Annotated in this window: 27 protein-coding genes; 14 read left to right on the top strand and 13 right to left on the bottom strand. The window is 36.0% G+C overall.

What is annotated here, in order from left to right:
• Window positions 1-19: 19 nt before the first annotated feature.
• The 13 genes from ilvB to R2Q16_RS06610 all read left to right on the top strand — a co-directional run bounded on the left by ilvB (window position 20) and on the right by R2Q16_RS06610 (window position 14,488).
• The gene (gene ilvB, locus R2Q16_RS06670) at window positions 20-1,765 is read left to right on the top strand and encodes a biosynthetic-type acetolactate synthase large subunit (protein ID WP_316735978.1); all 1,746 of its coding nucleotides are present in this window, start codon (window positions 20-22) and stop codon (window positions 1,763-1,765) included.
• A gap of 80 nt (window positions 1,766-1,845) precedes the next feature.
• Window positions 1,846-2,484: an acetolactate synthase small subunit gene (ilvN, locus tag R2Q16_RS06665; protein ID WP_316735977.1), complete on the top strand. Its 639-nt coding sequence runs from the start codon at window positions 1,846-1,848 to the stop codon at window positions 2,482-2,484.
• 135 nt (window positions 2,485-2,619) lie between these two features.
• Entirely contained in the window at window positions 2,620-3,081 is a 462-nt protein-coding gene (locus tag R2Q16_RS06660; protein ID WP_316735976.1) for a DinB family protein, read from the top strand.
• Window positions 3,082-3,379: 298 nt separating this feature from the next.
• On the top strand, window positions 3,380-4,861 hold the full coding sequence (ilvC, locus tag R2Q16_RS06655; protein ID WP_316735975.1) for a ketol-acid reductoisomerase: 1,482 nt from the start codon (window positions 3,380-3,382) through the stop codon (window positions 4,859-4,861).
• A gap of 98 nt (window positions 4,862-4,959) precedes the next feature.
• Window positions 4,960-6,366, top strand: a complete 1,407-nt coding sequence (gene leuC / locus R2Q16_RS06650; protein WP_316735973.1) for a 3-isopropylmalate dehydratase large subunit — start codon at window positions 4,960-4,962, stop codon at window positions 6,364-6,366.
• Window positions 6,367-6,488: 122 nt separating this feature from the next.
• Entirely contained in the window at window positions 6,489-6,782 is a 294-nt protein-coding gene (locus R2Q16_RS06645; protein WP_316735971.1) for an antibiotic biosynthesis monooxygenase, read from the top strand.
• A 161-nt stretch (window positions 6,783-6,943) separates the two neighbouring features.
• Window positions 6,944-7,720 carry a class I SAM-dependent methyltransferase gene (locus R2Q16_RS06640; protein ID WP_316735969.1) on the top strand — a complete coding sequence of 259 codons (777 nt, stop codon included), beginning with the start codon at window positions 6,944-6,946 and terminating at the stop codon, window positions 7,718-7,720.
• A 67-nt stretch (window positions 7,721-7,787) separates the two neighbouring features.
• On the top strand, window positions 7,788-8,369 hold the full coding sequence (gene leuD, locus R2Q16_RS06635; protein WP_316735968.1) for a 3-isopropylmalate dehydratase small subunit: 582 nt from the start codon (window positions 7,788-7,790) through the stop codon (window positions 8,367-8,369).
• Window positions 8,370-8,575: 206 nt separating this feature from the next.
• Window positions 8,576-10,066: an ATP-binding cassette domain-containing protein gene (locus R2Q16_RS06630; RefSeq protein ID WP_316735966.1), complete on the top strand. Its 1,491-nt coding sequence runs from the start codon at window positions 8,576-8,578 to the stop codon at window positions 10,064-10,066.
• A gap of 52 nt (window positions 10,067-10,118) precedes the next feature.
• Window positions 10,119-11,210 carry a 3-isopropylmalate dehydrogenase gene (leuB, locus tag R2Q16_RS06625; RefSeq protein WP_316735964.1) on the top strand — a complete coding sequence of 364 codons (1,092 nt, stop codon included), beginning with the start codon at window positions 10,119-10,121 and terminating at the stop codon, window positions 11,208-11,210.
• A gap of 10 nt (window positions 11,211-11,220) precedes the next feature.
• Window positions 11,221-12,381, top strand: coding sequence for a 2-isopropylmalate synthase (locus R2Q16_RS06620; protein WP_316735962.1), 1,161 nt, complete (start codon window positions 11,221-11,223; stop codon window positions 12,379-12,381).
• A 329-nt stretch (window positions 12,382-12,710) separates the two neighbouring features.
• Complete coding sequence (ilvA, locus tag R2Q16_RS06615; protein WP_316735960.1) at window positions 12,711-13,961, top strand: threonine ammonia-lyase IlvA; 1,251 nt, start codon at window positions 12,711-12,713, stop codon at window positions 13,959-13,961.
• A gap of 176 nt (window positions 13,962-14,137) precedes the next feature.
• A complete protein-coding gene (locus R2Q16_RS06610) occupies window positions 14,138-14,488 on the top strand; it encodes a cupin domain-containing protein (RefSeq protein ID WP_316735959.1) in 351 nt (116 codons plus the stop codon).
• Between the two features lie 4 nt (window positions 14,489-14,492).
• Here the strand turns inward: R2Q16_RS06610 and R2Q16_RS06605 are convergent, their stop codons facing one another.
• Window positions 14,493-15,053, bottom strand: a complete 561-nt coding sequence (locus R2Q16_RS06605) for a DUF4230 domain-containing protein (protein WP_316735957.1) — start codon at window positions 15,051-15,053, stop codon at window positions 14,493-14,495.
• A 137-nt stretch (window positions 15,054-15,190) separates the two neighbouring features.
• On the opposite strand from R2Q16_RS06605, the gene R2Q16_RS06600 reads away from it, so the two are divergent.
• Entirely contained in the window at window positions 15,191-15,601 is a 411-nt protein-coding gene (locus tag R2Q16_RS06600) for a hypothetical protein (RefSeq protein ID WP_316735956.1), read from the top strand.
• A 9-nt stretch (window positions 15,602-15,610) separates the two neighbouring features.
• Here R2Q16_RS06600 and R2Q16_RS06595 read toward each other — a convergent pair whose 3' ends face one another.
• From R2Q16_RS06595 to R2Q16_RS06540, 12 genes are all read right to left on the bottom strand, one after another.
• Window positions 15,611-16,603, bottom strand: a complete 993-nt coding sequence (locus R2Q16_RS06595; RefSeq protein ID WP_316735954.1) for an ABC transporter ATP-binding protein — start codon at window positions 16,601-16,603, stop codon at window positions 15,611-15,613.
• 116 nt (window positions 16,604-16,719) lie between these two features.
• Window positions 16,720-17,514, bottom strand: coding sequence for an outer membrane beta-barrel protein (locus R2Q16_RS06590; RefSeq protein WP_316735952.1), 795 nt, complete (start codon window positions 17,512-17,514; stop codon window positions 16,720-16,722).
• A 102-nt stretch (window positions 17,515-17,616) separates the two neighbouring features.
• On the bottom strand, window positions 17,617-18,357 hold the full coding sequence (locus R2Q16_RS06585; protein ID WP_316735950.1) for a hypothetical protein: 741 nt from the start codon (window positions 18,355-18,357) through the stop codon (window positions 17,617-17,619).
• Window positions 18,338-18,907, bottom strand: a complete 570-nt coding sequence (locus tag R2Q16_RS06580; protein WP_316735949.1) for an RNA polymerase sigma factor — start codon at window positions 18,905-18,907, stop codon at window positions 18,338-18,340. Before R2Q16_RS06580 ends, R2Q16_RS06585 begins: the two co-directional genes overlap by 20 nt.
• 653 nt (window positions 18,908-19,560) lie before the next feature.
• A complete protein-coding gene (locus R2Q16_RS06575) occupies window positions 19,561-20,718 on the bottom strand; it encodes a hypothetical protein (RefSeq protein ID WP_316735948.1) in 1,158 nt (385 codons plus the stop codon).
• A gap of 166 nt (window positions 20,719-20,884) precedes the next feature.
• Window positions 20,885-21,439: a CopD family protein gene (locus tag R2Q16_RS06570; protein WP_316735946.1), complete on the bottom strand. Its 555-nt coding sequence runs from the start codon at window positions 21,437-21,439 to the stop codon at window positions 20,885-20,887.
• Window positions 21,440-21,466: 27 nt separating this feature from the next.
• On the bottom strand, window positions 21,467-21,748 hold the full coding sequence (locus R2Q16_RS06565; RefSeq protein ID WP_316735944.1) for a type II toxin-antitoxin system YafQ family toxin: 282 nt from the start codon (window positions 21,746-21,748) through the stop codon (window positions 21,467-21,469).
• Window positions 21,748-21,957 (bottom strand): hypothetical protein, encoded by a 210-nt coding sequence (locus R2Q16_RS06560; protein WP_316735942.1) that lies wholly within the window; start codon window positions 21,955-21,957, stop codon window positions 21,748-21,750. Before R2Q16_RS06560 ends, R2Q16_RS06565 begins: the two co-directional genes overlap by 1 nt.
• 57 nt (window positions 21,958-22,014) lie before the next feature.
• Window positions 22,015-23,040 carry a uroporphyrinogen decarboxylase gene (gene hemE, locus R2Q16_RS06555; RefSeq protein ID WP_316735940.1) on the bottom strand — a complete coding sequence of 342 codons (1,026 nt, stop codon included), beginning with the start codon at window positions 23,038-23,040 and terminating at the stop codon, window positions 22,015-22,017.
• A gap of 196 nt (window positions 23,041-23,236) precedes the next feature.
• Window positions 23,237-23,752, bottom strand: coding sequence for a hypothetical protein (locus R2Q16_RS06550; protein ID WP_316735939.1), 516 nt, complete (start codon window positions 23,750-23,752; stop codon window positions 23,237-23,239).
• On the bottom strand, window positions 23,752-24,456 hold the full coding sequence (locus R2Q16_RS06545; RefSeq protein WP_269413539.1) for a response regulator transcription factor: 705 nt from the start codon (window positions 24,454-24,456) through the stop codon (window positions 23,752-23,754). The genes R2Q16_RS06550 and R2Q16_RS06545 overlap by 1 nt, the downstream gene beginning before the upstream one ends.
• Window positions 24,457-24,464: 8 nt before the next feature.
• Entirely contained in the window at window positions 24,465-25,331 is an 867-nt protein-coding gene (locus R2Q16_RS06540) for a sensor histidine kinase (protein WP_316735935.1), read from the bottom strand.
• Window positions 25,332-25,608: the final 277 nt, after the last annotated feature.

Here is a 25,608-nt window from a genome sequence, read left to right as displayed (position 1 = left end):
CAACCGTAAAAATATAATTATGGAAACTGCACAAGAAATACAGACGGAGGCAAAAGCAGAAACCTCAAAGAAATTATTTAAAGGAACAGGTTCACAGGTTCTTTTAAATGGATTAATTGAAGAAGGCGTAACTACGATTTTCGGTTATCCCGGTGGAGCTATTATGCCAATTTACGATGCATTATATGATTACACCGATAAGTTGCAACACATTTTAGTTCGTCATGAACAAGGTGGGATTCATGCGGCTCAAGGTTTTGCAAGAACTAGCGGTAAAGTAGGGGTTTGTTTTGCAACCAGTGGACCAGGTGCAACCAACTTGGTAACAGGTTTAGCTGATGCACAAATCGATAGTACACCTTTAGTTTGTATTACAGGTCAGGTTTTCGCCCATTTATTAGGAACGGATGCTTTCCAGGAAACGGACGTAATTAATATTACAACTCCGGTTACCAAATGGAATTATCAGGTAACTGATGCGAAAGAAATCCCAGAAGTTTTAGCTAAAGCTTTTTACATAGCTAAAAGCGGCAGACCAGGCCCTGTTTTAATTGATATTACGAAAAATGCACAATTACAAATCGAGGAATTTCCCGAATATGTAAAGTGTAATCATATCCGTTCTTACCGCCCGAAGCCAAAAGTTAGGGTTGAGTATATTGAGCAAGCTGCTACATTAATTAATTCAGCAAAAAAACCATTTGTATTATTCGGACAAGGTGTTGTTTTGGGAACAGCTGAAGAAGAATTTAAGGCTTTCATTGAGAAAAGTGGTATTCCAGCCGCTTGGACAATTATGGGAGAAGGTGCAATTCCTACTGATCACCCTCTAAATGTTGGTATGTTAGGTATGCATGGCAATTATGGACCGAATGTTTTAACTAACGAATGCGATGTTTTAATCGCTATCGGGATGCGTTTTGATGACCGAGTAACTGGCCGATTGGATAAATACGCTAAGCAAGCAAAGGTTATCCATTTAGATATTGACCCTGCTGAAATTGACAAAAACGTTAAAACAGAAGTTGGCGTTTGGGGCGATTGTAAAGAAACCTTGCCGCTATTAACCAACTTGGTTGAAGCCAAAAAACACGATGATTGGGTTGCTAAATTCAAAGAATATAATCAACAAGAAATAGACCAAGTAATTACATCAGAACTTTACCCAACTGGTGAAGAAATTACAATGGGCGAAGTATTACGGAACATTAATGAAATTTGCGGTGGCGAAGCGGTTATCGTTACTGATGTTGGTCAGCACCAAATGGTAGCTTGCCGATATGCGAAATTTAATAATACCCGAAGTAATATCACTTCTGGTGGTTTAGGCACAATGGGTTTTGGTTTACCCGCAGCAATCGGTGCTAAATATGGTGCGCCTGATAAAACAGTGATTGCCATTATTGGCGATGGTGGTTTCCAAATGACACCACAAGAATTAGGAACCATTATGCAATTTGGTGCAGCTGTTAAAATCTTGATTTTGAACAACCGTTTCTTAGGAATGGTTCGCCAATGGCAGGAATTATTTAACGATAAGCGTTATTCCTCGGTGAACATTACCAGTCCTGATTTTGTGGCTTTGGCGAAAGCATACTACATTGAAGCCAACAAAGTTGATGAACGTGCAAACTTGAAAACCGCTTTGGAAACCATGATTAACCATGACGGTTCTTACTTATTGGAGGTAATGGTTGGAAGAGAAAATAACGTTTTCCCAATGGTTCCGCAAGGAATGAGCGTAAGTGAGATTAGATTGAAGTAATTAAGAACAAAGATAAATGAGCAAGGAGCAATGATTGAAACGTCTTTATTCTTTGTTCTTTCATCCTTAATCCAAAAAACATGAGTACTGAAAATACATTAGAACATAAAATAACGAAAGCTGATTTTGAAGGTAAGCAGGAATACACCATCACGGTTTATGCAGAAAATCGTATCGGTTTATTAAACAGGATCGCGATTATCTTCTCTAAAAGAAAAATCAACATCGAGAGTTTAAATACTTCTCCGTCTGAAATTGACGGGATTCACCGCTTTAATATTGTGATTACAGAGAGCTATGAAGTAGTTAGAAAATTAGCTCGTCAGATTGAAAAGCAAATTGAAGTTTTGAAGGTTTATTTCAATACTAACGAAGAAATTATATGGCAGGAGTTGGCTTTATACAAAGTTTCTACAGATGAAATTGCGGAGAAGGTAACTGTAGAAAGATTGCTTAGACAATATGGCGCAAGTGCTGTTGTTATTAGAAAAGATTATACGGTTTTTGCTGTAACTGGTCATAGAGAAGAGACTGACGCTTTAGTAAAAGCTCTAGAACCTTACGAATTAATCGAATTTGTGCGTTCGGCTAGAGTTGCAATTATTAAGGATAGTGCCGGTTTCCACGAAAAATTAAAAGAATTTGAAGCCTTTGAACCTGGAGAAGAACTTGTTGAAAATGAGTTTTTAGATAAAGGCGAGAAGATATTTACGATGTAAGCAGGCTGAAAGCCAAAAGATAAAAGCTGAAAGACTAAAGCAAATTGTCATGCTGAGCTTGTCGAAGCACAAAAAAAAAGAAAGATTGCTTCGGCTCGCACAACCCAGCCTCGCAATGACGGAAAAATAAAAATAATGAAGCAAGCATTTGAATTTATAATAAACTCGAGAAAAGCATTTATTCAGTTAATTGATGGTTTAACTATCGAACAGCTGAATAAAATTCCTGATGGTTTTAACAACAACATTATTTGGAATTTCGGCCATATAGTAGTGAGCACGCAAACGCTTTGCTATGTTAGAACTGGTATTTTGGAAGATGCAAGTTCGGTGAAATTTGTAGATAGTTACAAGAAAGATACTAAACCGACTTACATTGTGTCTGCAGAAGAAGTAGCTGAATTGAAAAGTATTGCTTTGGGCAGCATCAAAAAAATTGAAGAGGATTATGAGCATGGCGTATTTGCAAATATCACACCTTACTCTACTGTAACTTATGGTGTTCAGTTAAATACTATTGAAGAAGTTTTAACTACAACCATAGGCCATGACAACCTACATTTTGGATATGCCTTAGCGTTGAGAAAGCTTGTTTAGGGATGGAACAGGTGATGGTTTGAAACACCGAACGGAAGTTTTATAAACCTGATTGAAGTGAAAATACTTTTTTAATGGCTTAACTTAAAAGATTGCCACGTCGTTCCTCCTCGCAATGACGGAAATGGAACTGGTGACAGAAGTTTAAAAAGATTGCAACGAAAAGCGGGACTGAAATAACCGAAAAGCATAGAAACTTGTTTTTCAAATAAAAGAAAATATTAACCATCAAGAGAAGAAGAACATTTAATCTTGATAATTGAACCGATAAATAAATAGAAATTAACCAATAAAAACGATGTCAAATTATTTTAACACATTACCTCTTAGAGAAAAATTAAACCAGCTTGGTGTTTGCGATTTCATGGACAGCAATGAATTTTTAGATGGCGTTAGCGCTTTAAAAGGCAAAAAACTGGTAATTGTAGGTTGCGGCGCACAAGGCTTAAACCAAGGTTTAAATTTAAGAGATAGTGGTTTAGATGTAAGCTACACGTTGCGTAAGGAGGCTATTGAAGGCAAAAGAGATTCGTGGAAAAATGCAACTGAAAACAACTTCAAAGTTGGTACTTACGAAGAATTAATTCCTACTGCTGATGTGGTAATTAACCTTACGCCTGATAAACAACACACTGCAGTTGTGAATGCTATTATGCCTTTAATGAAAGATGGAGCAACATTATCTTACTCGCACGGTTTCAATATTGTGGAAGAAGGTATGCAAATCCGTAAAGATTTAACGGTAATTATGGTTGCACCTAAATGCCCAGGTAGCGAAGTTAGAGCAGAGTACGTTCGTGGTTTCGGTGTACCTACTTTAATTGCTGTACACCCAGAAAACGACCCTCAAGGTAAAGGTTTAGCACAGGCTAAAGCATATGCAGTTGGTACTGGTGGACACAGGGCTGGTGTTTTAAAATCATCTTTCGTAGCTGAGGTAAAATCTGATTTAATGGGCGAGCAAACCATTCTTTGTGGTTTATTGCAAACAGGTTCTATCCTATCTTTCGATAAAATGGTAGAAAAAGGAATCGACGCAGGTTATGCATCTAAACTGGTTCAATATGGCGTTGAGGTAATTACCGAAGCCTTAAAGCAAGGTGGTATTACGGCAATGATGGACCGTTTAAGCAATGTTGCTAAAGTTAAAGCTTTTGAAATTTCGGAAGAACTAAAAGATATTATGCGACCATTATTCCAAAAACACCAGGATGATATTATGAGTGGAGAATTCAGCCGTATTATGATGGAAGATTGGGCTGCTGGCGATAAAAACCTATTAGCTTGGAGAGCTGAAACTGGTGAAACTGCTTTTGAAAAAACGCCAGCTGGCGATGTTAAAATCGGTGAGCAAGAATATTTCGACAACTACACTTTAATGGTTGCTTTCGTTCGTGCAGGTGTTGAATTGGCTTTCGAAACAATGGTACAAGCTGGAATCAAACCAGAATCTGCTTACTATGAGTCGTTACACGAAACTCCACTTATCGCAAACACCATTGCCCGTAAAAAATTATTTGAAATGAACCGTGTGATTTCTGATACGGCTGAGTACGGTTGTTATTTATTCGACCAAGCTTGCAAACCGTTATTAGCTGATTTCATGAAAAAAGTAGATACTGATTTAGTTGGTAAAAACTTTAACGAGGGCAAAGATGGTGCTGTAGATAACAGAAAATTAATCGATGTAAATGAAGCGATTCGCTCGCACGAAGTAGAACAAATTGGCGCTACTTTACGCAAAGCGATGACTGCAATGAAGGCGATTAAAACTGCATAGAATAAAAAAAATGTCTTCCTGAGCTTGTCAAAGGAATTCTTTTTATTCTTGAAAAGTCTTCGACAAGCTCAGACTGACAACATTAAATACAAAACAAAATGTCAAAAACATTAGTAGAAAAAATTTGGGATGCGCACGTTGTAAAAAGTGAAGAGGGATTTCCTGATATTTTATACATTGATACACACTTAATACATGAGGTAACTTCTCCGCAGGCTTTTGATGGTTTGCGCAAAAGAGGCTTACCTGTTTTCCGTCCGCAGCAAACGGTAGCAACTGCCGACCATAACGTGCCAACTTTAAACCAATTGCAGCCGATTAAAGAAGAGCTTTCTCGCTATCAAGTAGATATGCTGACTAAAAATTGTGCAGAATTCGGAATTGAACTTTATGGCTTAGGTCACCCTTTTCAAGGGATTGTTCACGTAATCGGTCCTGAATTGGGTATAACCTTGCCAGGAAAAACAATGGTTTGCGGCGACAGTCATACCTCTACACATGGTGCTTTTGGTGCAATTGCTTTCGGTATTGGAACATCGCAGGTTGAGCAGGTTTTCGCAACACAATGTTTATTGCAATCGAAACCTAAAACCATGAAAATTGAGGTTAACGGAACGCTTGGAAAAGGTGTTGGTGCAAAAGACATTATCCTTTACATCATTGCTCAAATTTCTGCCGCTGGTGGAACTGGGTATTTCATTGAATATGCAGGTTCGGCAATTGAAAGTTTAAGTATGGAAGCCCGTATGACGATTTGCAACATGAGTATCGAAATGGGTGCGAGAGGTGGCTTAATTGCGCCAGACCAAATCACTTTCGATTACATTAAGGGCAGAGAATTTGCGCCAGCAGGCGAAGAGTGGGATAAATCTTTAGCTTATTGGAAAACTTTATACAGCGATGCTGATGCAAAATTTGATAGTGTTTTAACTTTTAAAGCTGAAGATATTGCACCAATGATTACCTACGGCACTAATCCAGGAATGGGAATGGGGATTCATGAAAATATTCCTGCAACCAATGCACAGCCAGAAAAAGAAAAACTTTCTTATCAAAAAGCATTGGATTACATGGGCTTTGATGATGATGCATCATTAATCGGCAAACCTGTTGATTATGTTTTCATCGGCAGTTGTACCAATTCTCGTATTGAAGATTTACGTGAGGTTGCAGATTTTGTAAAAGATAAGCGCAAAGCGGATAATGTTACCGTTTGGATTGTTCCGGGTTCGAAACAAGTTGAACAGCAGGCTAAAAACGAAGGTTTAGATAAAATTTTCGAAGAGGCAGGTTTCCAATTGCGTGAACCAGGTTGCAGTGCTTGTTTAGGTATGAATGAGGATAAAATTCCAGCTGGAAAATATTGTGTTTCTACATCTAACAGAAATTTTGAAGGTAGACAAGGACAAAACGCAAGAACATTATTAGCTAGTCCTTTAACGGCTGCTGCTGCTGCTGTAACCGGAGTGATTACCGATGTGAGGGAGTTTTTAGCTGAAAGCTAAAAGGTTAAAGCTGAAAGAAAAAAACAAACAAGAAGAGCTAATCCTCTCGTCATTGCGAGGCACGAAGCAATCTCTATAGTAATAGATTGCTTCGTACTTCGCAATGACGGAAACATAGAGAAATGATTTTAGAAATTGCGATATTAAATGTAAGGGCTGGTTTATCAGCTGATTTTGAAAAAGCTTTTATAGAGGCTCAGAAAATCATTTCCTCTATGGAAGGTTACATTTCGCATCAGCTAAAAAAGTGTTTAGAGGAAACTGATAAATACATTCTATTAGTAAACTGGAAAACATTGGAAGCGCATACAGAAGGTTTTAGAGGTTCAGCAGAATATCAAGATTGGAAAAAATTATTGCATCATTTTTATGAGCCTTTTCCAGTTGTAGAACATTATACAAATGTCGAAGGTTAAAAGGTTAAGGGCTTTAATGTTTTTAAAATATACCTATAAAAGATTGAAATAAAAGAAGCTAAAAAATTAGGATTTTAAAGGGTTTGATGATTACTTTTTGCATTCCTCAATAATCTTAAAATCCTTGAATCTTAAAAATCTTGTTCAAAGAAGAAAAAGTTATGCCAGAAATAGTTTGGGATGCAACGTTATACGACAAACAACATCATTTCGTATCTGATTACGGAGCAGATGTTTTGCAGTGGTTAGCGCCAAAAATCAACGAGCAGATTTTAGATGTGGGTTGTGGAACTGGTCAGCTGGCGGCACAAATTGCCGAAAGCGGAGCGATTATTTTAGGAACTGATGCATCAGCGGATATGGTTGCAAATGCAAAAACGGCCTATCCAAATTTAAACTTTGAAGTGGTCGATGGAACTAAACTTCCTTACAAAGAAAACTTCGATGCCATTTTCAGCAATGCTACTTTCCATTGGATTGAAGATCAAAATAATTTGGTTGAAGGTTTATTTGGAAGCCTGAAAACTGGAGGAAGATTAGTTGCTGAATTTGGCGGTAAAGGCAATGTAAAAAGTATTACCGATGCCATAAAGTCTGCTGCTGAACAGTTAGGTTTAGCAGATAAAGTAATTACTGATTTTTGGTATTTTCCATCAATTAGCACATATGCTAACCTTCTAGAATCGAAAGGATTTGAAGTAGAACAAATTTGGTTGTTCGACAGACCTACAAAACTTATTGGCGAAGAAGGCATGTATGCTTGGATTAATCAATTTGCACAGCACGCCTTTAAAAACATAACTAATGACCAAGCTGAATCTATTAAAAATTTAGCGGTTGAGATTCTGAAACCCAATTATTTCATTAATGGAGAATGGGTTGCAGATTACAGAAGATTGAGAGTGAAAGCGATAAAAAAAGCTGAAAGGCTAAAGTGAAAAGCAAAATACAAAATTGCGAAAATTAAGTCTTGTTACTTGATACTCGCTACTTGATACTAATAAAATGAAAAAATTCACAAAATTAACATCGGCAATAGTGCCTTTAAACATAGAGAACATTGATACCGATCAGATTATTCCTGCGAGGTTTTTGAAAGCGACTACTCGTGAAGGTTTTGGCGAAAATTTGTTTCGCGATTGGCGTTACAATGGCGACAATACGCCAAAGCCAGAATTTGTATTAAACAATCCAACCTACAGCGGACAGGTTTTAGTTGCGGGTAAAAACTTTGGTTGCGGAAGCAGTCGCGAGCACGCAGCTTGGGCAATACAGGATGCTGGTTTTGATGTAGTAATCAGCAGTTTCTTTGCGGATATTTTTAAAGGCAATGCTTTAAATAATGGTTTATTACCAATACAAGTTAGCGAAGACTTTTTAGCTCAAATTTTTGAAGCAGTTGATGGAAATGCAAATGCCCCTTTACAAGTTGATTTGGAAAACCAAACGGTTACCATTGTTGAAACTGGCGCAAGCGAATCTTTTGAAATTAATCCTTACAAAAAATCGTGTTTGATTAATGGTTATGATGACATCGATTTCATCTTAGCACAAAAAGGATTAATAGAGGAATTTGAAAAAGGCTAAAAGCTGAAAGAATAAAGGTTAGAGCGAACACACTCGTCATTGCGAGGCACGAAGCAATCTTAAAGCGAGGGGTTAAAATCCTAGCTATATTTTTAGGATTGCTTCGTGCCTCGCAATGACGACCGCCGAACATCCGCGGTTCAAATAAACATCAATACCCAACTTAGATTTACTTAGGTTTTCTTAGATGGTAAAAAAATAAAAATATGAAAGATAGTTTCGTCAGTATTCAAGATTTAAACCTAAAACACCAACAAAAATCGGTGTTAAAGGATTTGAACTGGACTATAAATACTGGTGAGCATTATGTTTTGCACGGCGAGAGTGGAAGTGGAAAAACCTCGTTAGCCAAAATAATAGCAGGTTTGCAAAGTGCAATCGGCGATGTAAAAATCAATTTCAAAGAAAACAATTTACCAGCTGAAGTTTTATTTGTTGAAAGTTGGTATCAATTTAAAAACTTAGAGGGCGTTGCAAATTTCTACTACCAACAACGTTACACCAGCCAGCAGGCCAAAGATACATTAACCGTTCATGCAGAATTGGTTAGTTATGGTAAAGAGAAAGGACTTCACTTAGATAAAGTAGAGCCTATTTTAGAAGCGTTAAACTTTTCATCATTTGCAAGTTCGCAGCTAATCGAATTATCAAGTGGAGAACACAAAAAGTTACAATTGGTTAAAGCTTTGTGGTTAAAACCACAGTTGTTAATTATCGACCAGCCTTACACTGGATTAGATGCTGCATCACGTAAAAATTTAAATATTTTGTTGGATGAGGTTTCAGCAAATGGCGTTCAGTTGATTTTGATTTGTAATGATGATGAATTACCTGAATCAATTAATTGCTTTGCGGAGATAAAAGACGGACAAATTTCAGTTTCTGAATCAAGGGAAATTACATTAGCCTTTGCTGAAAAACACAATAAAGAAATCCCAGATTTTTTAAAGGAATCGCCAATTTATTCGTCTGAAAACATTGTTAAAATGGTTGACGTGAACATCAGCTATGGAGAAAAACAGGTTTTAAAAAACATCAATTGGGAAGTTAAGGCAGGCGAAAAATGGCTGTTACAAGGTCATAATGGTTCGGGAAAATCAACTTTATTAAGCTTAGTTAATGGCGACCATCCGCAATCTTATGCAAATGAACTTTATTTATTTGGCAACAGACGCGGAAGTGGTGAAAGCATTTGGGATATCAAACAACATATTGGTTTAATCTCTCCAGAATTTCATTGGTATTTTGATGCAAGCGCAACTGTTTGGCAAAGTATAGCTTCTGGTTTTTATGATACTGTCGGATTGTTCCAACAATTACCATATACCAAAAGTGCTCAAGTTGATGAACTGGTAGAATATTTTGGTTTAACGGCATCTAAAAACGAATTATTAACCTCGCTCCCTTTAGGAAAGCAACGTTTGGTTTTGTTAGCGAGAACAATCATTAAAAATCCTGAATTATTAATTCTGGATGAACCTTGCCAAGGTTTAGACCAACAGCAAACACAACATTTTAACCAATTAATTGATGAATTGTGTAGCAACGGGATGACCTTAATTTATGTTGGCCATTTTGAATCGCAACTGCCAACTTGCATTGAAAAAAGAATATTATTAGAAAAAGGCGAGGTTAAAGTCGTCGAAAATTTAAATACTCAAACTCGTCATTTCGAGGGACGAAGCAATCTTGTTTAGGATAAAGCAAAAGATTGCTTCGTACCTTGCAATGACGGAAAAATATAATACAATGAAGAAGAACATTTTAGTAATACCTGGAGACGGTATCGGACCCGAAGTAACCACATGGGGAAAAGCGGCATTAGAAAAAGTTGCTGAGATTTTTGGACATGAATTTGAGTTTGACGAAGCGCTGATGGGACATGCAGCTATAGAAGTTACTGGAGAACCACTACCTGATGAAACTTTAGAAAAAGCAAGAAAAAGCGATGCAATCCTTTTTGGTGCGATTGGTCATGCCAAATACGATAACGACCCAAGTTTAAAAGTTAGACCAGAGCAAGGTTTATTAAAAATCCGTAAGGAATTAGGTTTATTCGCAAATCTCCGCCCGATATTACTATTTGATGAACTTCTTCAGGCATCGAGTATTAAACCAGAAATTTTAAAAGGAACAGATATTTTATTCTTCCGTGAGTTAACTGGTGATGTTTACTTCGGCGAAAAATCTCGTTCAGAAGATAGAAATACAGCTTCGGATTTAATGATTTATCACCGTTACGAAGTAGAACGTATCGCTCATAAAGCTTATCAGGCAGCGCAACAGCGTAGCAAAAGGTTATGTTCGGTAGATAAAGCGAATGTTCTAGAAAGTTCTCGTTTATGGCGAGAAACCGTTCAGGAAATTGCTAAACAATACCCTGATGTTGAAACTGAACATATGTTTATTGATAATGCAGCTATGCAATTAATCAAAAACCCGAAAAAATTTGATGTGGTTTTAACGGCGAATTTATTTGGTGATATCTTAACGGATGAAGCTTCGCAAATTGCAGGTTCGATGGGTATGCTGGCTTCGGCATCAGTTGGCGAGAGTACAGGTTTCTTCGAGCCAATTCACGGTTCAGCACACGATATTACGGGCAAAGATTTAGCAAATCCATTAGCATCTATCCTATCGGCAGCATTAATGCTCGAAATTGGTTTCGGCTTAAAAGATGAAGCCAAATTACTGGTTGATACTGTAGATGCTGTTTTGAAAGAAGGTTTCAGAACGCATGATATTGCCGACCAAACTACAAACCGATTTAAAGTTTTAGGCACAGCCGAAATGGGCAAATTGGTTTTAAAATTCTTATCACAAAAATTAGTCAATTCCTAAATACAAGATTATGATTCACGACCCGAACAAAGTTTATATTTTCGACACCACCTTACGTGATGGTGAGCAGGTTCCAGGCTGCCAATTAGATACAAACCAAAAAGTAGAAATCGCTAAATCGCTTGAACTTTTAGGTGTTGATGTAATTGAGGCTGGTTTCCCAGTATCAAGTCCTGGCGATTTTAACAGCGTTATCGAACTTTCGAAAGCAGTAAATAACCCAATTATTTGTGCTTTAACCCGTGCAAACAAAAATGACATTGATGTTGCTGCCGATGCCTTGCGTTATGCTAAAAGACCACGTATCCATACTGGAATAGGCGCATCTGATTTCCACATTAAACATAAATTTAACAGTACACGAGAAGATATTTTGCAACGTGCTGTTGATGCCGTAAAGTATGCAAAAAAATATGTGGAAGATGTTGAGTTTTATGCAGAAGATGCAGGCAGAGCCGATATTGAATTTTTAGCTAAAATGGTTGAAGCCGTAATCGCTGCTGGCGCAACTGTTGTAAATATTCCAGATACAAACGGTTACTGCTTACCAGACCAATACGGTTCAAAAATTTTGTTTTTGAAAGAAAACGTTAAAAATATTGATAACGCAATTATTTCTGTTCACTGCCACAACGATTTAGGTTTAGCGACAGCAAATTCAATTGCGGGATTACAAAACGGTGCTCGCCAGGTAGAATGTACTATTAACGGTATTGGCGAACGTGCCGGTAATACTTCGATGGAAGAAGTAGTCATGATTTTGAAAACGCACAAAGTTTTGGGCTTAAATACTCAAATTGATACGACTCGTTTTTATGAAATGAGCCACATGGTGAGAAACCAAATGAATATGCCTGTGCAACCGAATAAAGCGATTGTTGGTGGCAATGCATTTTCACATAGTTCTGGTATTCACCAGGATGGTTTCTTAAAAAACCGTGAAAACTACGAAATTATTAAACCTGAAGATGTTGGTTTCCCTGATGCTACAATTGTATTAACGGCGAGAAGCGGTCGTGCGGCTTTGAAACACCATTTAGATCGTTTGAGTCATAAATTGGAGAAAGAAGAATTGGATATCGTTTACAAACAATTTTTAATTTTAGCCGATAGCAAACAAGGCATTAACGATAATGATTTGAACCAATTGGTTGCATTGCATTTGGCTTAGTGAGCTTAATGGTGAAAGGCTTAAGCTGAAAACCGTACCGTCATTTCGAGGCACGAAGCAATCTTTATTAGAATGGATTTCATTGTGTCTCGCAATAACGAAAGTGTAATAAACCTGATAGCAATGGAAATATTTTTAGTTATTCTCATTGTAAAGATTGCCGCGTCGTTCCTCCTCGCAATGACGACATTGGAAGCATGACAGAAGTTGAAAAAATATTGTAACGAATAGCAGGACTACCATAACCGAAAAGCACAGAAACCTGCTTTTCAAAAAATAAAAATAAGCATCAAGTTTTTATACCTGATACTTAATACTTGAGAATAATTATGAATGATACAATAAAAAACACTTTCGATTTTGAAAGCGCTTTTAAAAATTTGGAAGGTGTGGTAAAACGCACTCCTTTAGAGTTTAATGAAGGATTATCGCAAAAATACAAGGCTAATATTTACCTCAAACGAGAGGATTTGCAAATTGTACGTTCTTATAAGTTGCGTGGTGCTTATAATAAAATAAGTGCTTTAAATCCCGATTCATTAAAAAATGGTATCGTTTGTGCAAGTGCGGGTAACCATGCGCAAGGTGTGGCTTATTCTTGTAAAAAACTGGGTATTAAGGGTGTAATTTTTATGCCTGAAATAACGCCCAAACAAAAGATTAAACAAGTAAATATGTTCGGTGGCGATAACATCGAAATTGTTTTAGTTGGTGATACTTTTGATGATTGTTTGAAAGAGGCGTTGACTTATAGTGAGGAAAAAGCATCGACATTTATTCCGCCGTTTGATGATGAAAAAGTAATTGAAGGTCAAGCAACGGTTGCCATGGAAATTTTTGAAGATTTGCCAGATTTGGATGCTATAGTTGTGCCTGTTGGTGGTGGTGGTTTGGCTTCGGGCGTAAGTGCCTATTTGCAAACGGTAAAACCTGATGTAAAAATTTTTGGTGTAGAGCCAATGGGTGCGCCATCGTTAAGCGAGGCTCTGAAAAATGGTGGTCCTATAACTGTTGAAAATATTGAACGTTTCGTAGATGGCGCTGCAGTAAAAAGAATGGGCTGGATTACTTATCAATACTGTAAAGAACTGCTAAGCTCTACTTATTTAATCCCAGAAGGGCAAATTTGTACAACAATTTTAAAACTTTATAATGAAGATGCGATTGTTGTAGAACCTGCAGGTGCTTTATCTGTTGCTGCATTGGAACAAGTTAAAGACCAAATTGTAGGAAAAAATGTGGTTTGCGTAATTAGTGGTGGTAATAACGATATTGAACGCATGCAGGAAATTAAAGAGAAATCTTTGCTTTTCGAAGGTTTGAAACATTACTTCATCGTTCGTTTTCCGCAGCGACCAGGTGCTTTAAAATTATTTGTTAATGAAGTTTTAGGTCCGCATGATGACATTACCCGTTTTGAGTTTATCAAAAAAACGAATAAGGAAAACGGACCTGCATTAGTTGGCATCGAGCTTACGAATAAAGAGGATTATGCAAGTTTATTGCAACGCATGAAAGATTTTAAATTCGAGATTATCGAGTTAAACCAAGACCAGACTTTGTTTGAATATTTGGTATAATTTGGCTCTTCGTCATTGCGAGGCACGAAGCAATCTAATGTAAAAAGATTGCTTCAGCTCGCTCATACCCAGCTTCGCAATGACGATAGTGTAAACAAAGTATTTTAACTCATCTTTATTCATCTTGAATCTGTTAGCGGTTCAACAAGCTCAACGTGACATAACTCTAAATAAAAATGAATTTTAAAGATTTATCAAACAAAACATTAATCGCAGATAACGATATCGATTGGGAAGATTTGGGCGCTGGCGTTAAGCGTAAGATAATGGCTTATGATGATAACCTGATGTTGGTTAAAGTTCATTTTGATAAAGGTGCTGTTGGAACGATTCATGACCATCCACATTTACAATTAAGTTATGTGGCAAAAGGCAGTTTCGAAGTAACAATGGGTAACGATAAAAAAATACTAAAACAAGGCGATGTTTTCTTTGCACCAACGATGGTTTTTCATGGTGTGGTTTGTTTAGAAGATGGCTTGCTGATTGATATTTTTAATCCACATCGTGAGGATTTTCTAAAATAATGGATTATTCGAAAGTCAACCGTACATTTTTATAACCCAAACCTTCAATTAATGGCTTCAAAACATCTGTAGCGTTATTTTTTGTCTGTAATAAAATATCAGATTTCTTTACTTCGGCAGCAATATGTTTTTCAGCGGCTTTATAAGCTTCATCAACTAATCCCGCTTCGCGGAAGAAAGCCATTTTAGTATCGTATACACGAGAATTTTTATGGTCGATTTTTACATAACAAATTTCTGGCTGTGGTAAATTTACTACAGCAGTATCTGCAACAATTTCGATATTATCTCTTGTAATTTTTGTAAGGTCGATACAACCAACAGCCTCTGCTTTTATAATGAGTAAGACGCTGGCCTCGGGTAAAAAGTCAGTTTTATTTTTATGCTCCAACACATCGCTAATTTGGTAACGAACCAGCTCCAACTTACCAATAGCCTCTATTTTTTCTACTAAAAGCTGATGTTTGCTTTCTACAGAAGTATTAATACTAAACTTTTTTGAGATAAAAAAGTAGCCTGCAATCAATAAAATCAGCCAAGGTAAAACTCTAAAAAATACTCTCATTTTAAGCTAAAATTAATTCGAATTTCAATGTTGTGTACAAATGAATTAACAATTATTAATCCATATTGTGTTTAGCTGATTTTTTGGCAGTTGTTTTGTATTACGCAACGTACACACACAAATTAAACAAAATCAACATGAAAAAACTCACTATTTTAATGCTTTGCATTGTCACACTAGGTTTGGCATCATGCAAAAAAGACACAATTGTTCAAAATACGCCTAACATAACACTTTATAAAACCATTCAGCCTAACCAATGGCTTTCTGGAAGTGATGCTAATGGTCTCTATTACTACGTAGATATAATGGATAATAGAATTGAGCAATATGAAGATGATGGCATTATATTATCGTTTGCGAGGTTTAATGATGATGGTTATGATGCATTACCATTTACTTACGGAACGGATTCATATAGTTATAGTTCATTTCCGGGTAGAATTAGAGTCTATCTGCAATACAATAACAATAGGAATACCTTACCTGTAAGACCAACGGCTAGTATAGGCGCCAGAATTGTTCTTATTGCATCATCTGCAGATTAAAAATTTTATCTAAAACTCTAAAAAACGACTAATGTTCAACTGAACGTGGTCGTTTTTTTTGTGCTCGCCCCTATTTAATTGCAAGGCTCGAACGGTTACACCATTTCTTTCTAACAATAATTCATCGTAAAACCCTTTGTAGTAAACATCTTTTACTTCAAAACGCCTGCTATTCCAACCATTATTTATTTCTGCCCATTCGGGATAAAAAACAACATTGCCCGCAAAAGTTTTCAAGCCTAGTTTTTCGGCATCGCTACGAGATAAAACCACCGCATTACCTAAAATTTGTGCCGTATAAATATGTTTAGGTTGTTGATAGATTTCAGATGGTTTACCTGTTTGCAAGAGTTCACCATTACGTAAAATCAAAAGCTGGTCGGCTAAGAATAAGCCATCAGCAGGGTCGTGAGAAACCAAAATAACCGTAACGCCCGTTTCAGCCGCCACACGTTTTATATCTGCTCGAAGCTGATTTTTAAGTAGCGCATCAACCTGACTAAAAGGTTCATCTAATAATAAAACTTGAGTATCGGCAACCATTGCTTTGGCAATTGCTACACGTTGTTGTTCTCCACCACTTAATTCGATTATCTTTTTATTCTGTAATGGAAGAATACGAAGATGCTCCATTATCGCCAAAGTTTTTTCGGCTTTAGTTTTTAAATCTGTATTAGAGAGTTGTGAGGCAATATTATCATAGACCTTAGCGTAAATATTCAACGAAAAATCCTGGGTAACCATTTTCATTTGCTTATGTCCAGGAATTAACTGTTCATCCGGACCTAAAACACGTTTATCCTTAAAAAAAATTTCGCCCTCATCGGTTTTTAATAACCCATAAATCGATTTTAACAAAGTTGATTTACCACTACCACTTTCGCCGATAATGGCTACAACATCGCCTCTTTTAATATCAAAACTTACGTTTCTTATTCCACCAGCTTGTTCGGTCTGGTATTGTTTCGTTAGATTTTTTACACTGATTATGGTATCGCTCACATGGTAAAGATAAGGCTTAAAGCAGAAAGACTAAAGCTTTACCGAAAATGTTTTAAACAAAAAATCCTGTTCCGCCTAACCGAAACAGGATTTAACATTTTGTGTGTTATTATATCTTAATTCAAACCAAAGGTTACTCCGAAACTCATATTTTTTAAACCTGCTTGTTGTGCAGTAGTAAACATATCATTGAAATAGTATTTGGTAAACAAACCTAAACCGCCGTAACCAAATCTAAGTGTACCACCGTAACGAACCGCTTGAAAGTGGTAGCTATCGTATTGTTTTTCCTTACCACGTTCTTCACTTACTTGTTTAATTTTCCCGTTTAGTAAGAAACTCACTTCTGGTCCAACTACAAAGTAAAATCTTTTACCCTTGTTATTTTCTTTTGTTCGAAATTCGAAGTTTAAAGGGATGTGTACATAACTGCTCGAAAATCTATTTTTTGAAAAATGAACTGATTGATCTGTGTAAACAAATTCATTAGAGTTTTTTGCGATGGTAATATCTTTTCTCAATCTAATTAAAGTCCAGTCGAAACCACCGGCAACATAAACCTTAAAGTTAGAATTAAAGCGATATCCGAATTGCAGGATGTCGAAAGAGAAAGTACTTGTTTTTCCACCTTTATAATCCAAAAATTCATTATTTGGTGATAAATTAAAGTCGCCGTTATCGATTAATCTCGAGAAACCTAAATCAACTCTGGTAAAGGTTATTCCACCTACAAAACGACCTGGTTTAGCCGCTACAGCCGCGCTGTCTTTTCCACCTTTGGTAAATCTTACCATTCCAAGGTTAATATCTACTCTTTTTTTCTTTACCGAATCTTGTTGTGCAAAAACACTTGGAGCTATAACACCGGCAAGTCCGCTTACCAAAAGTGCTGTTAAAATTAAACGTTTCATATTTTGTGTGTTTATCTAATTAATTATTGAATGAATGAGTTTTGAATGATTGAATTTTAACTACCCAAATCCTAAAAATCTTTAAATCTTATCTATCCTGTTCTATTTTCTCTTTTTACCAATTTTAAACGGTCCAATATTTATCGAAGAAAGTGAAGAATCATCATCATCCGTACGGAATTGAATAAACTTATCCTTTCTCTTATCCACTTTGTTTACAATCAAGTTCACCACATCGCCAACATTCCTAATTCCTTTATTTTCAACCTGACTATTATCGTTTTCAACATCATCAGTTTTAATAATCGTTGGATTAGCGGCAATTACAGTTTCTTGCTTTGGTTGTAAAATGGCTTCTTCAATTTTCGTTTTAATATCTTTTTGGGATTCTTCAACTTTGGCAATCACCTGTTCCTGTTTTTGAACTTCAAATGCGTTAATCACTTTTTGCTTTTCTACAGGTTTTACCTCATCTTTTACTTTAGTTGTAATTGGCTTAGCACTTACAGGCGAAGCCTGTTCACGCTTTTCAACGGGCGATAAAATCGCAATCGATGAATCTTTAGTTGTCTGTTCTGTTACGACAGGCATTTCAACTTTTGGTGTAACATTATCCGCATATTGTTTTGGTTTAACCTCTTGCTGTTGGTAAACTAAAAAACCAACTGTTGCAATTAACAAAACCGCCGCGGCAGATAACCAATAAATTGGAATTACCCTTTTCTTTTTAGGTTCAATTTCACTTTCAATACTATTCCACAAATCTCTCGATGGTGTTATTTCAGCATCTTCGAAAGCATTTTGGAATAATTTATCAAAATCCTTATCCTGTATAGGTTGCATAACCAAATCCCTCCATTTTTATAATTTCTTCTTTTAAAATTGCTCTAGCTCTCGATAATTGAGATTTGCTAGCGCCTTCTGAGATACCTAAAGTTTCTCCTATTTCTTTGTGTGAATAACCTTCAATTACATACATATTGAAAACCATTCTATAACCATCGGCCAATTTTTGTATTACCTTCATCAAATCTTGCATGCCCAAAGTGCCAAAATCAAATCCGGTTGATGGTTGCTCGTACGCCTCATCTATTTCCACCACATTTAAACTGCGTAAATTTTTGCGGTAACTTTCAATTGCTGTATTCACCATCACTCTTCTAATCCAACCCTCAAAAGAACCATCGCCTCTGTATTCCTTAATCTTTTGAAAAACTTTGATGTAGCCCATTTGCAATACATCTTCAGCTTCCATCCTATCTTTAGCGTAGCGCATACAAACGGCCAACATTTTAGATGCAGTTTGCTTATAAAGCAGCTCTTGCATCTTCCGGTCGCCAGCTTTGCAGCCCTCCATCAAATCGTTTATCGTATAGCTTCGCGTCAATTTCATTGTGTGTTTGTATGTAGTAGATGGCAGATTACAAACATTGGTTGCATGAGGTGTTAAAAAAAGTTAAAATTTATTATTTAATACTGATTATCAATAAGATAAAGTTTAAATAAATTTCTTGGAAAGATATATTTTTTTGATTTGGAAAGCAAAGGCAGAAGCTTTTTTGATTGTCAGTCCCGCTATTCGTTACAATCTTTTTGTAACTATCATGCTCTCCATAGTCGTCATTGCGAGGAGGAACGATGCGGCAATCTTTTACATTAGCATCTACAAAAAGTATTTCCACTTCTATCGGGTTTAGAAATGTTAGGTCTTCGCTAACCTAAAGCAGCAATGTGCAAAATTTGGCCAAAGCCCAAAAACCTGACTCTTGTTCCGTTGGCTAAAGCCAACGGCAAAGAATAGCGATAGTTTATACAGCCATGCATTTCATTGCCGTCTGCTTCAGCTGACGGTCAAATGCAATTAATTGTTTGCCTTTCTTGCTTTTACCTTTCTGCTTTTTTAACCTTAAACAATCTAAAATCCTGTTTATAAGTTGGCTAAAGCCAACGGCAAGGAATAGCAAAGAATTTAAAACAATTAACATTTCATTGCCATCTGCTTCAGCTAACGGTTCGCTAATGCAATTAATTTTTAACTCTAGTCTTTTACCTTTCTGCTTTTTTAACCTTAAACAATCTAAAATCCTGTTTATAAGTCAAGAAAAATGAGTGATTAAACTGCAATTGCTTATCCGTATTATCCAAGTCAATATGTGGTTCAAAACGAACATCAAGGTATAAATTCGGAATCAATTCCTTTTGGTAGGCATAACGCAAAGAAACAATGTTCCTGCCGCTTTGCTTTAAGCCGTTAGTATATAAATTACTCGAAACCGATTCATATAAAGGCATTCCTTTAATCGAAATGAAGTTGTTCCCTTTCCAATAAGAAGCAACCAAACTTCCCCATTTACTCTCAACACCTGCATTTAACCACATCCCAAAACCACCTTGAAAAGCACGTCGCTTATCAGGCGATAAATCTTTATAAACGGCAATATAGTTATCTGTATAAACTTGTTTAATGTTATTGTTAATTTCTTTGTGCAATTTCAATCCAGCAGCCCCGTTAAAAACTGTACTAATCGGAATTTCCTTTAAAATATCAATTTGCCCGCCTTGGTGAAAAGCTAAAAATTGTGCAGGGAAGCTAAATTTCCAGCCATTGTTTTCGGCAATAGTTGTTTCGGTAGATAAACCACCTACAATTTCCTCTTTTGCAGCTTCGCCTTTTTCAATCATTTTTTGCCAGGCAATCCATGCATCCAGATTAAACCTTTTACGCTCAACCAATAATTGAGTACCATATTCAATTGGGTTGGTTATCGTTCTTTCAAAATTATAAAGCGGTTCAATATATTTATGCTGAATTCCGCCTTCCAAACTTCCAAAAATTAAGGTTAAATTTCTTTTATGATATTTTAAGTTAAATAATGGTTTTGCATCGGTAATACCATTTCTTCCAAAATCTTTACGAATGAAAGCGCCTGCCGTTATTGCTAAATTAGGATGTGCATAATAAACAAGTTGAGGTTGTAGCTGCGTTCCATACAAGGTATAACCATCGTGAAAATCGTTGGTATATTCGTAATTACGAACGTAGTTAAAGTTGTAGAAATTAAAATGAACTTCGTTGGTTAAGCTGCTATCTGGGCGAATTCTATTTTCTAAAGCAGCTTGATTAAACTGCGCCGAAGCAAAATGACTTGTAAAAAGAAATGATATAAAGAGTAAGGCTTTTTTCAAACCTGGGGTTGTAAACATGAGCTTGGTTTTTTATCGCTCAAATTTAGAATAGTTTTTTGGTAAAGTATAAAGTTGCAGGTATCAAGTGTCAAGAACGGAATACAAGTTGACGAAAGGTTAACAATGTGCTGATGTTATTACTTTCAAATATATTCTTTGGCCTTTCTGCTTTAACCTTTTTAGCTTACTTTTTCAACCGGTAATTCTTATATAGCTTAACAGCTACCATAATTGCCATCGCAACGCCCATAATGCCAATTAAACCATAAATCCAGTTTAGCGCATTTTTAAGGATAACCACGAAAACAATTGCAATCATAAAAATCGTAGCTAACTCACGCCATAAACGTAATTGAAAGCTTGTCATTTTGAACTGATTGTTTTTAAGCTGTTTTACGATATTTTGGCAAATGAAATGGTAAATAATTAACCCAATAACAAAGCCGAGTTTAACATGCATCCAATCAGCTTGTAATAAACCCGGATGTAATGTTAGCATCGAAACACCAGCCACTACAGAAATCACCATTGCAGGAGTTGCAATAATTTTCCATAAAGTTGCTTCCATTTTTGTAAACTGTTTAATCAGAATACTTTTTTCAGGATCTGGTTTTTCGTTTGCTTCGGTATGGTAAATAAAAAGACTTAGGATATAAAACAAACCCGCCATCCAGCTAATCACGAATACAATGTGAACTGCTAGGAAATAGTAATAATATGGCTGTAGGGTTTCTATCATTAGGTATTGAAGAAATAAAATTGCAAATTAAAACAAGTCAGAATGAGTACCTAACCTCAACAAAATAATATCGTTCTCTTCAGTTACCTCAAACCAAATTATTAATAAATCAGGCTGAATGTGAGCTTCCCAGTTGTCTTTATAATTTCCTGAAAGTTTGTGTGGATGATATTTCTTGTCTATACCGATTGCGCCATTGGTCTTAAGCTTTTCTAAGAAATCCTCAATCAAAACCAAATTTTTAGAAGCTCTCTTTATTACTCTTTCAGCATCCTTTTTAAACTGATTAGTAGGCTTTAAAGTAAACATTATAGAGAACCTAAAAATGATTTTACATCTTTTATTGGTTCTCCTATTCCAATTCCATTATGTGCATCTTCAATTGTTTTGCGGGTAAGTTTATTTGGAACACCAACTTTCTTAGCGCTTTTTTTATGGATAGTAACACCAAGCTCTTTCAAAAGGCTTTTCACTAGCGAACTTTTGTTTTCAGGAATATCGATAATTAATGTCTCCATACTCAAATTTAATCATTTACGCTTGCTATTCAAAGTGTCTTTTGAGGGATTTAGGGATTAATACCTAAACTCCTTTACTACATCAATCGCATATTTTACGTTATCGAAAGGAATATCAGGCATAATACCATGACCTAAGTTAAATATGAAACCTTCTGTGCCACGCATACGCTCAAACAATTTATGAATTTGCGCCTTGATTACCGCTTTATCAGCATATAAAATATGTGGATCTAAATTCCCTTGAACGGCTATTCCTTTTGGCAATGCATTTTTAATGTTCAGTAGATCAGCGTTCCAATCAACTGAAATTACATCAGGTTTTGCTTCTGCCATAATTGGGGCGAAAACAGAACTTCCTTTACAAAAAGAAATTACTGGAATATCTTTTCTATTTAGGTTGGCAATAATTTCCTGAATATAACGGTGCGAGAATTCCTGATAATCATTCCATGATAAAGCCAATGCCCAACTATCAAAAATCTGAAGTGCATTAACACCAGCAGCAATTTGCAAGTTTAAATAATCAGCCGTAACCTTTGCAATTTTAGCCAAAAGTTTATGTGCCAATTCTGGTTGGTTATGAATAAAAAGCTTTGTTAATTTAAAATCTTTTGATGAACCACCTTCAATTAAATAGCTCATAACCGTAAAAGGTGCACCAGCAAAACCAATTAAAGGAATATGATTATCTAATCGTTGTTGAATAACTTTAATCGCATCGGCAACATATTGCAATTCATCCAAACAATCAACATTTAAGTTTTCAATATCCTGAGCATTACGCACAGGGTTTGCAAACTTCGGTCCAACACCTTGAGTAAAACTTAAATCGCCTCCCATTGCCTCACCTGTTACTAAAATATCGCAGAATAAAATCGCAGCATCAATATCTAACAAATCAACAGGCAACATGGTTACATCGGCAGCAATTTCAGGATTTTTGCACATCTCTAAAAAAGAGTATTTGTTTTTAATTTCCCAATATTGTGGCATAAAACGACCTGCCTGACGCATCATCCAAACCGGTGGACGTTCTGTTTGTTTTGAAAATGCTGCGTCTAAAAATAAATTATTCTTCATGATTTGTTGTGTGTTTCCATGTCGTCACCCTAAATTCATTTCAGGGTCTAAGTTGTAAAAGATGCTGATCCCGAACTTTCGGGACAGCATGACGATGAGCAAATTTTTAATTGCGCAAAGGTATAAATAAAAAAAAAACGAAGTACCTTTTTATTCCTAAACTGGTTCTTCGTTATTCAAAATGACAATACGAATATTATAATTTGCTAATTTCTCGTTCTATTTTAACAATAATATCCTTTGAACGGTCTGTATCGGCAAGTTCTTTCGCAATTTTTGTATAAGCTTCTGCTTTCTCTTTATCCTTTTTTCGCAGAGCGAGATTTGCCAAATGTATTAAAACATAACCTTTTTGGGTTTTACCACCAACTGGAAAACGACTTGCCAACTGAAAATGATATTCAGCACTATCGTAATCTTCCTCTTTCAAAGCAATATTACCCTGCATAAATTCGTAGTAACCTCTCCTGTTTTTCGATAAACGTTCAGGATTAGGCACCTCGGCCAGCATCAGCTTCGCCTTTGCGTATTCGTTATTTTTAAAATATTTCGAAGCCATTAAAACAGAACCATGCCTAATATGACTCCAAACTACGAAACCAAATAAAAAGCCTGAAACCGCTGCGAGCTCATATTGATTAAAGAAGATACAAACTAATGTAGCAACTATAAAAACAGCCATTAAGGCATATCTGCCAATACTGTTATACATTAATGGATATCAGTAAATTTATAGCCAACCCCACGAATAGAGTGAAAATAAACTGGGTTTTTTTGGTCTGGTTCAAAATACTTCCTAAACGTTAAAATGAAGTTATCAATCGTTCTGGTTGATGGGTAAACATCGTAATTCCAAACGGTTTCTAAAATCTGCTCACGAGAAACTGCATCGTTTTTGCGCTCAATTAAAAGCTTTAACAACATCGTTTCTTTCTTAGTTAATGGTGTAATTGTACCATCATCGTGTTTCAACTCAAAAGAATTGAAATAGATAGTTTTATCGCCGATTTTGTAAGAATTTAATTCTTTTAAATCGTCTGATTTTAAGCTGCGTTTAACTAAGATACCAACACGAAGAATTAATTCCTCTAAGTTGAAAGGTTTAACCAAATAATCATCAGCTCCTTTTTTCAAGCCTAAAACACGGTCTTCCGAAGTATTTTTAGCTGTTAAAAACATAATTGGAACTTCTGCATTCTCTAAACGGATTGTTTCACAAACCTGGAAACCATCCATTTCGGGCAACATAACATCTAAAACGATTAGATTAAAACGTTCTTCTTTAAAAACTTTAAGAGCGGTTTTGCCATCTTTAACGGCGTGAACTTTATAACCCTCAAGTTCGAGGTTTAATTTGATAGCATCTAACAAGTGATCCTCGTCTTCTACCAATAGAATTCTTAATTTTTGTGACATAATTGAGATTAACTAAATGTTACTTCAAAAATACTTCCTTGAGGCAAATTGTCTTTTACTGTAATATCTGCATCATGGTATTGTAAAACCTCTTTCACAATAAACAAGCCTAAACCTGTTCCTTTCGCTTTCCTGACATTCTCATTACCAACACGGTAAAACTTATCAAATATCAACATTTTTTCGGCATCTGAAATACCTGGTCCTTTATCCGTTACACTGAGTCGAATATGCCCATCAACCATATCTAAACCCACATTTATCTCATCACAAGGACTTGAATATTTAACCGCATTTTCTATCAAATTCGTCACAACTGACGATAAGGCAAATTTGTCACCCATTATCTGCAAATTTGGCTGAATTTGTGCATTTATAAGCTGTTCGTTGCCGCAAGAATGCACCTGTAATCTATCAGTAATTCTGTAAACCAACTCCGAAAAATTAAATTCTTCTTTCGGAAAAGTATAAGAACGGTTTTCAATTTTTGTAGCCAAAAGCATATTTTCTACCAAATCGTCCAAACGTTCAATATCTTTCAAAGAATTATTCAACAACGAAACCTGACGAGCTTTATCCAAATCTCTTTTAACAATGGTTTGAATAGAAAGTTTTATGGCAGCCAATGGCGACTTTAATTCATGCGTAATCGACATTAAGAAATTCTGTTGCTGCTCTCTTAATTTATCTTCCCGTTTTAACGATTGATGTAAAAAATACCCACCAATACAAAGTAAAAATAAAAATACAGAACCCTCGCCCATAATCATTGTCATACGGCTTGGCTGCAAACGCACCACCAAAGTACCCCAGGAAATGAGCTGGATTAACGCATAAAGCAGTAATGCGTAAAATATGATAATCGATTTTTTCATCTGTCTTTACTAGGATTATTTTGATTTAAGGATTTTAAGATTACTTTCTAATCTAACAATATCTTTCCGGAGCATATCTGTCATACTAAGCGTAGCCGAAGTATGAAAAGCAAGTTTCTGTTTTTCTCGGTTATTTCAGTCCCGCTTTCAGTTGCAATCTTTTTTAAACTTCTGTCATTCTGAGGAACGAAGAATCTGTTTCATCGGTTGCAGATGCTTCGTGCCTCAGCATGACAATTTATTCAAAGTTGCTGCAAAAAAAGTATTTCCACTTCAA

The organism is Pedobacter aquatilis, assembly GCF_032678425.1.
Lineage (GTDB): Bacteria > Bacteroidota > Bacteroidia > Sphingobacteriales > Sphingobacteriaceae > Pedobacter > Pedobacter aquatilis_B.
Note: the sequence above shows the minus strand (reverse complement) of the source record. Positions and strands in the feature narration are given on the sequence as shown.

What these genes read in the sequence shown, in the direction of transcription:
- ilvB (WP_316735978.1), top strand. Translation starts at nt 20, where the DNA reads ATGGAAACTGCACAAGAAATACAGACGGAGGCAAAAGCAGAAACCTCA.
- ilvN (WP_316735977.1), top strand. Translation starts at nt 1,846, where the DNA reads ATGAGTACTGAAAATACATTAGAACATAAAATAACGAAAGCTGATTTT.
- R2Q16_RS06660 (WP_316735976.1), top strand. Translation starts at nt 2,620, where the DNA reads ATGAAGCAAGCATTTGAATTTATAATAAACTCGAGAAAAGCATTTATT.
- ilvC (WP_316735975.1), top strand. Translation starts at nt 3,380, where the DNA reads ATGTCAAATTATTTTAACACATTACCTCTTAGAGAAAAATTAAACCAG.
- leuC (WP_316735973.1), top strand. Translation starts at nt 4,960, where the DNA reads ATGTCAAAAACATTAGTAGAAAAAATTTGGGATGCGCACGTTGTAAAA.
- R2Q16_RS06645 (WP_316735971.1), top strand. Translation starts at nt 6,489, where the DNA reads ATGATTTTAGAAATTGCGATATTAAATGTAAGGGCTGGTTTATCAGCT.
- R2Q16_RS06640 (WP_316735969.1), top strand. Translation starts at nt 6,944, where the DNA reads ATGCCAGAAATAGTTTGGGATGCAACGTTATACGACAAACAACATCAT.
- leuD (WP_316735968.1), top strand. Translation starts at nt 7,788, where the DNA reads ATGAAAAAATTCACAAAATTAACATCGGCAATAGTGCCTTTAAACATA.
- R2Q16_RS06630 (WP_316735966.1), top strand. Translation starts at nt 8,576, where the DNA reads ATGAAAGATAGTTTCGTCAGTATTCAAGATTTAAACCTAAAACACCAA.
- leuB (WP_316735964.1), top strand. Translation starts at nt 10,119, where the DNA reads ATGAAGAAGAACATTTTAGTAATACCTGGAGACGGTATCGGACCCGAA.
- R2Q16_RS06620 (WP_316735962.1), top strand. Translation starts at nt 11,221, where the DNA reads ATGATTCACGACCCGAACAAAGTTTATATTTTCGACACCACCTTACGT.
- ilvA (WP_316735960.1), top strand. Translation starts at nt 12,711, where the DNA reads ATGAATGATACAATAAAAAACACTTTCGATTTTGAAAGCGCTTTTAAA.
- R2Q16_RS06610 (WP_316735959.1), top strand. Translation starts at nt 14,138, where the DNA reads ATGAATTTTAAAGATTTATCAAACAAAACATTAATCGCAGATAACGAT.
- R2Q16_RS06605 (WP_316735957.1), bottom strand. Translation starts at nt 15,053, where the DNA reads ATGAGAGTATTTTTTAGAGTTTTACCTTGGCTGATTTTATTGATTGCA.
- R2Q16_RS06600 (WP_316735956.1), top strand. Translation starts at nt 15,191, where the DNA reads ATGAAAAAACTCACTATTTTAATGCTTTGCATTGTCACACTAGGTTTG.
- R2Q16_RS06590 (WP_316735952.1), bottom strand. Translation starts at nt 17,514, where the DNA reads ATGAAACGTTTAATTTTAACAGCACTTTTGGTAAGCGGACTTGCCGGT.
- R2Q16_RS06585 (WP_316735950.1), bottom strand. Translation starts at nt 18,357, where the DNA reads ATGCAACCTATACAGGATAAGGATTTTGATAAATTATTCCAAAATGCT.
- R2Q16_RS06580 (WP_316735949.1), bottom strand. Translation starts at nt 18,907, where the DNA reads ATGAAATTGACGCGAAGCTATACGATAAACGATTTGATGGAGGGCTGC.
- R2Q16_RS06575 (WP_316735948.1), bottom strand. Translation starts at nt 20,718, where the DNA reads ATGTTTACAACCCCAGGTTTGAAAAAAGCCTTACTCTTTATATCATTT.
- R2Q16_RS06570 (WP_316735946.1), bottom strand. Translation starts at nt 21,439, where the DNA reads ATGATAGAAACCCTACAGCCATATTATTACTATTTCCTAGCAGTTCAC.
- R2Q16_RS06565 (WP_316735944.1), bottom strand. Translation starts at nt 21,748, where the DNA reads ATGTTTACTTTAAAGCCTACTAATCAGTTTAAAAAGGATGCTGAAAGA.
- R2Q16_RS06560 (WP_316735942.1), bottom strand. Translation starts at nt 21,957, where the DNA reads ATGGAGACATTAATTATCGATATTCCTGAAAACAAAAGTTCGCTAGTG.
- hemE (WP_316735940.1), bottom strand. Translation starts at nt 23,040, where the DNA reads ATGAAGAATAATTTATTTTTAGACGCAGCATTTTCAAAACAAACAGAA.
- R2Q16_RS06550 (WP_316735939.1), bottom strand. Translation starts at nt 23,752, where the DNA reads ATGTATAACAGTATTGGCAGATATGCCTTAATGGCTGTTTTTATAGTT.
- R2Q16_RS06545 (WP_269413539.1), bottom strand. Translation starts at nt 24,456, where the DNA reads ATGTCACAAAAATTAAGAATTCTATTGGTAGAAGACGAGGATCACTTG.
- R2Q16_RS06540 (WP_316735935.1), bottom strand. Translation starts at nt 25,331, where the DNA reads ATGAAAAAATCGATTATCATATTTTACGCATTACTGCTTTATGCGTTA.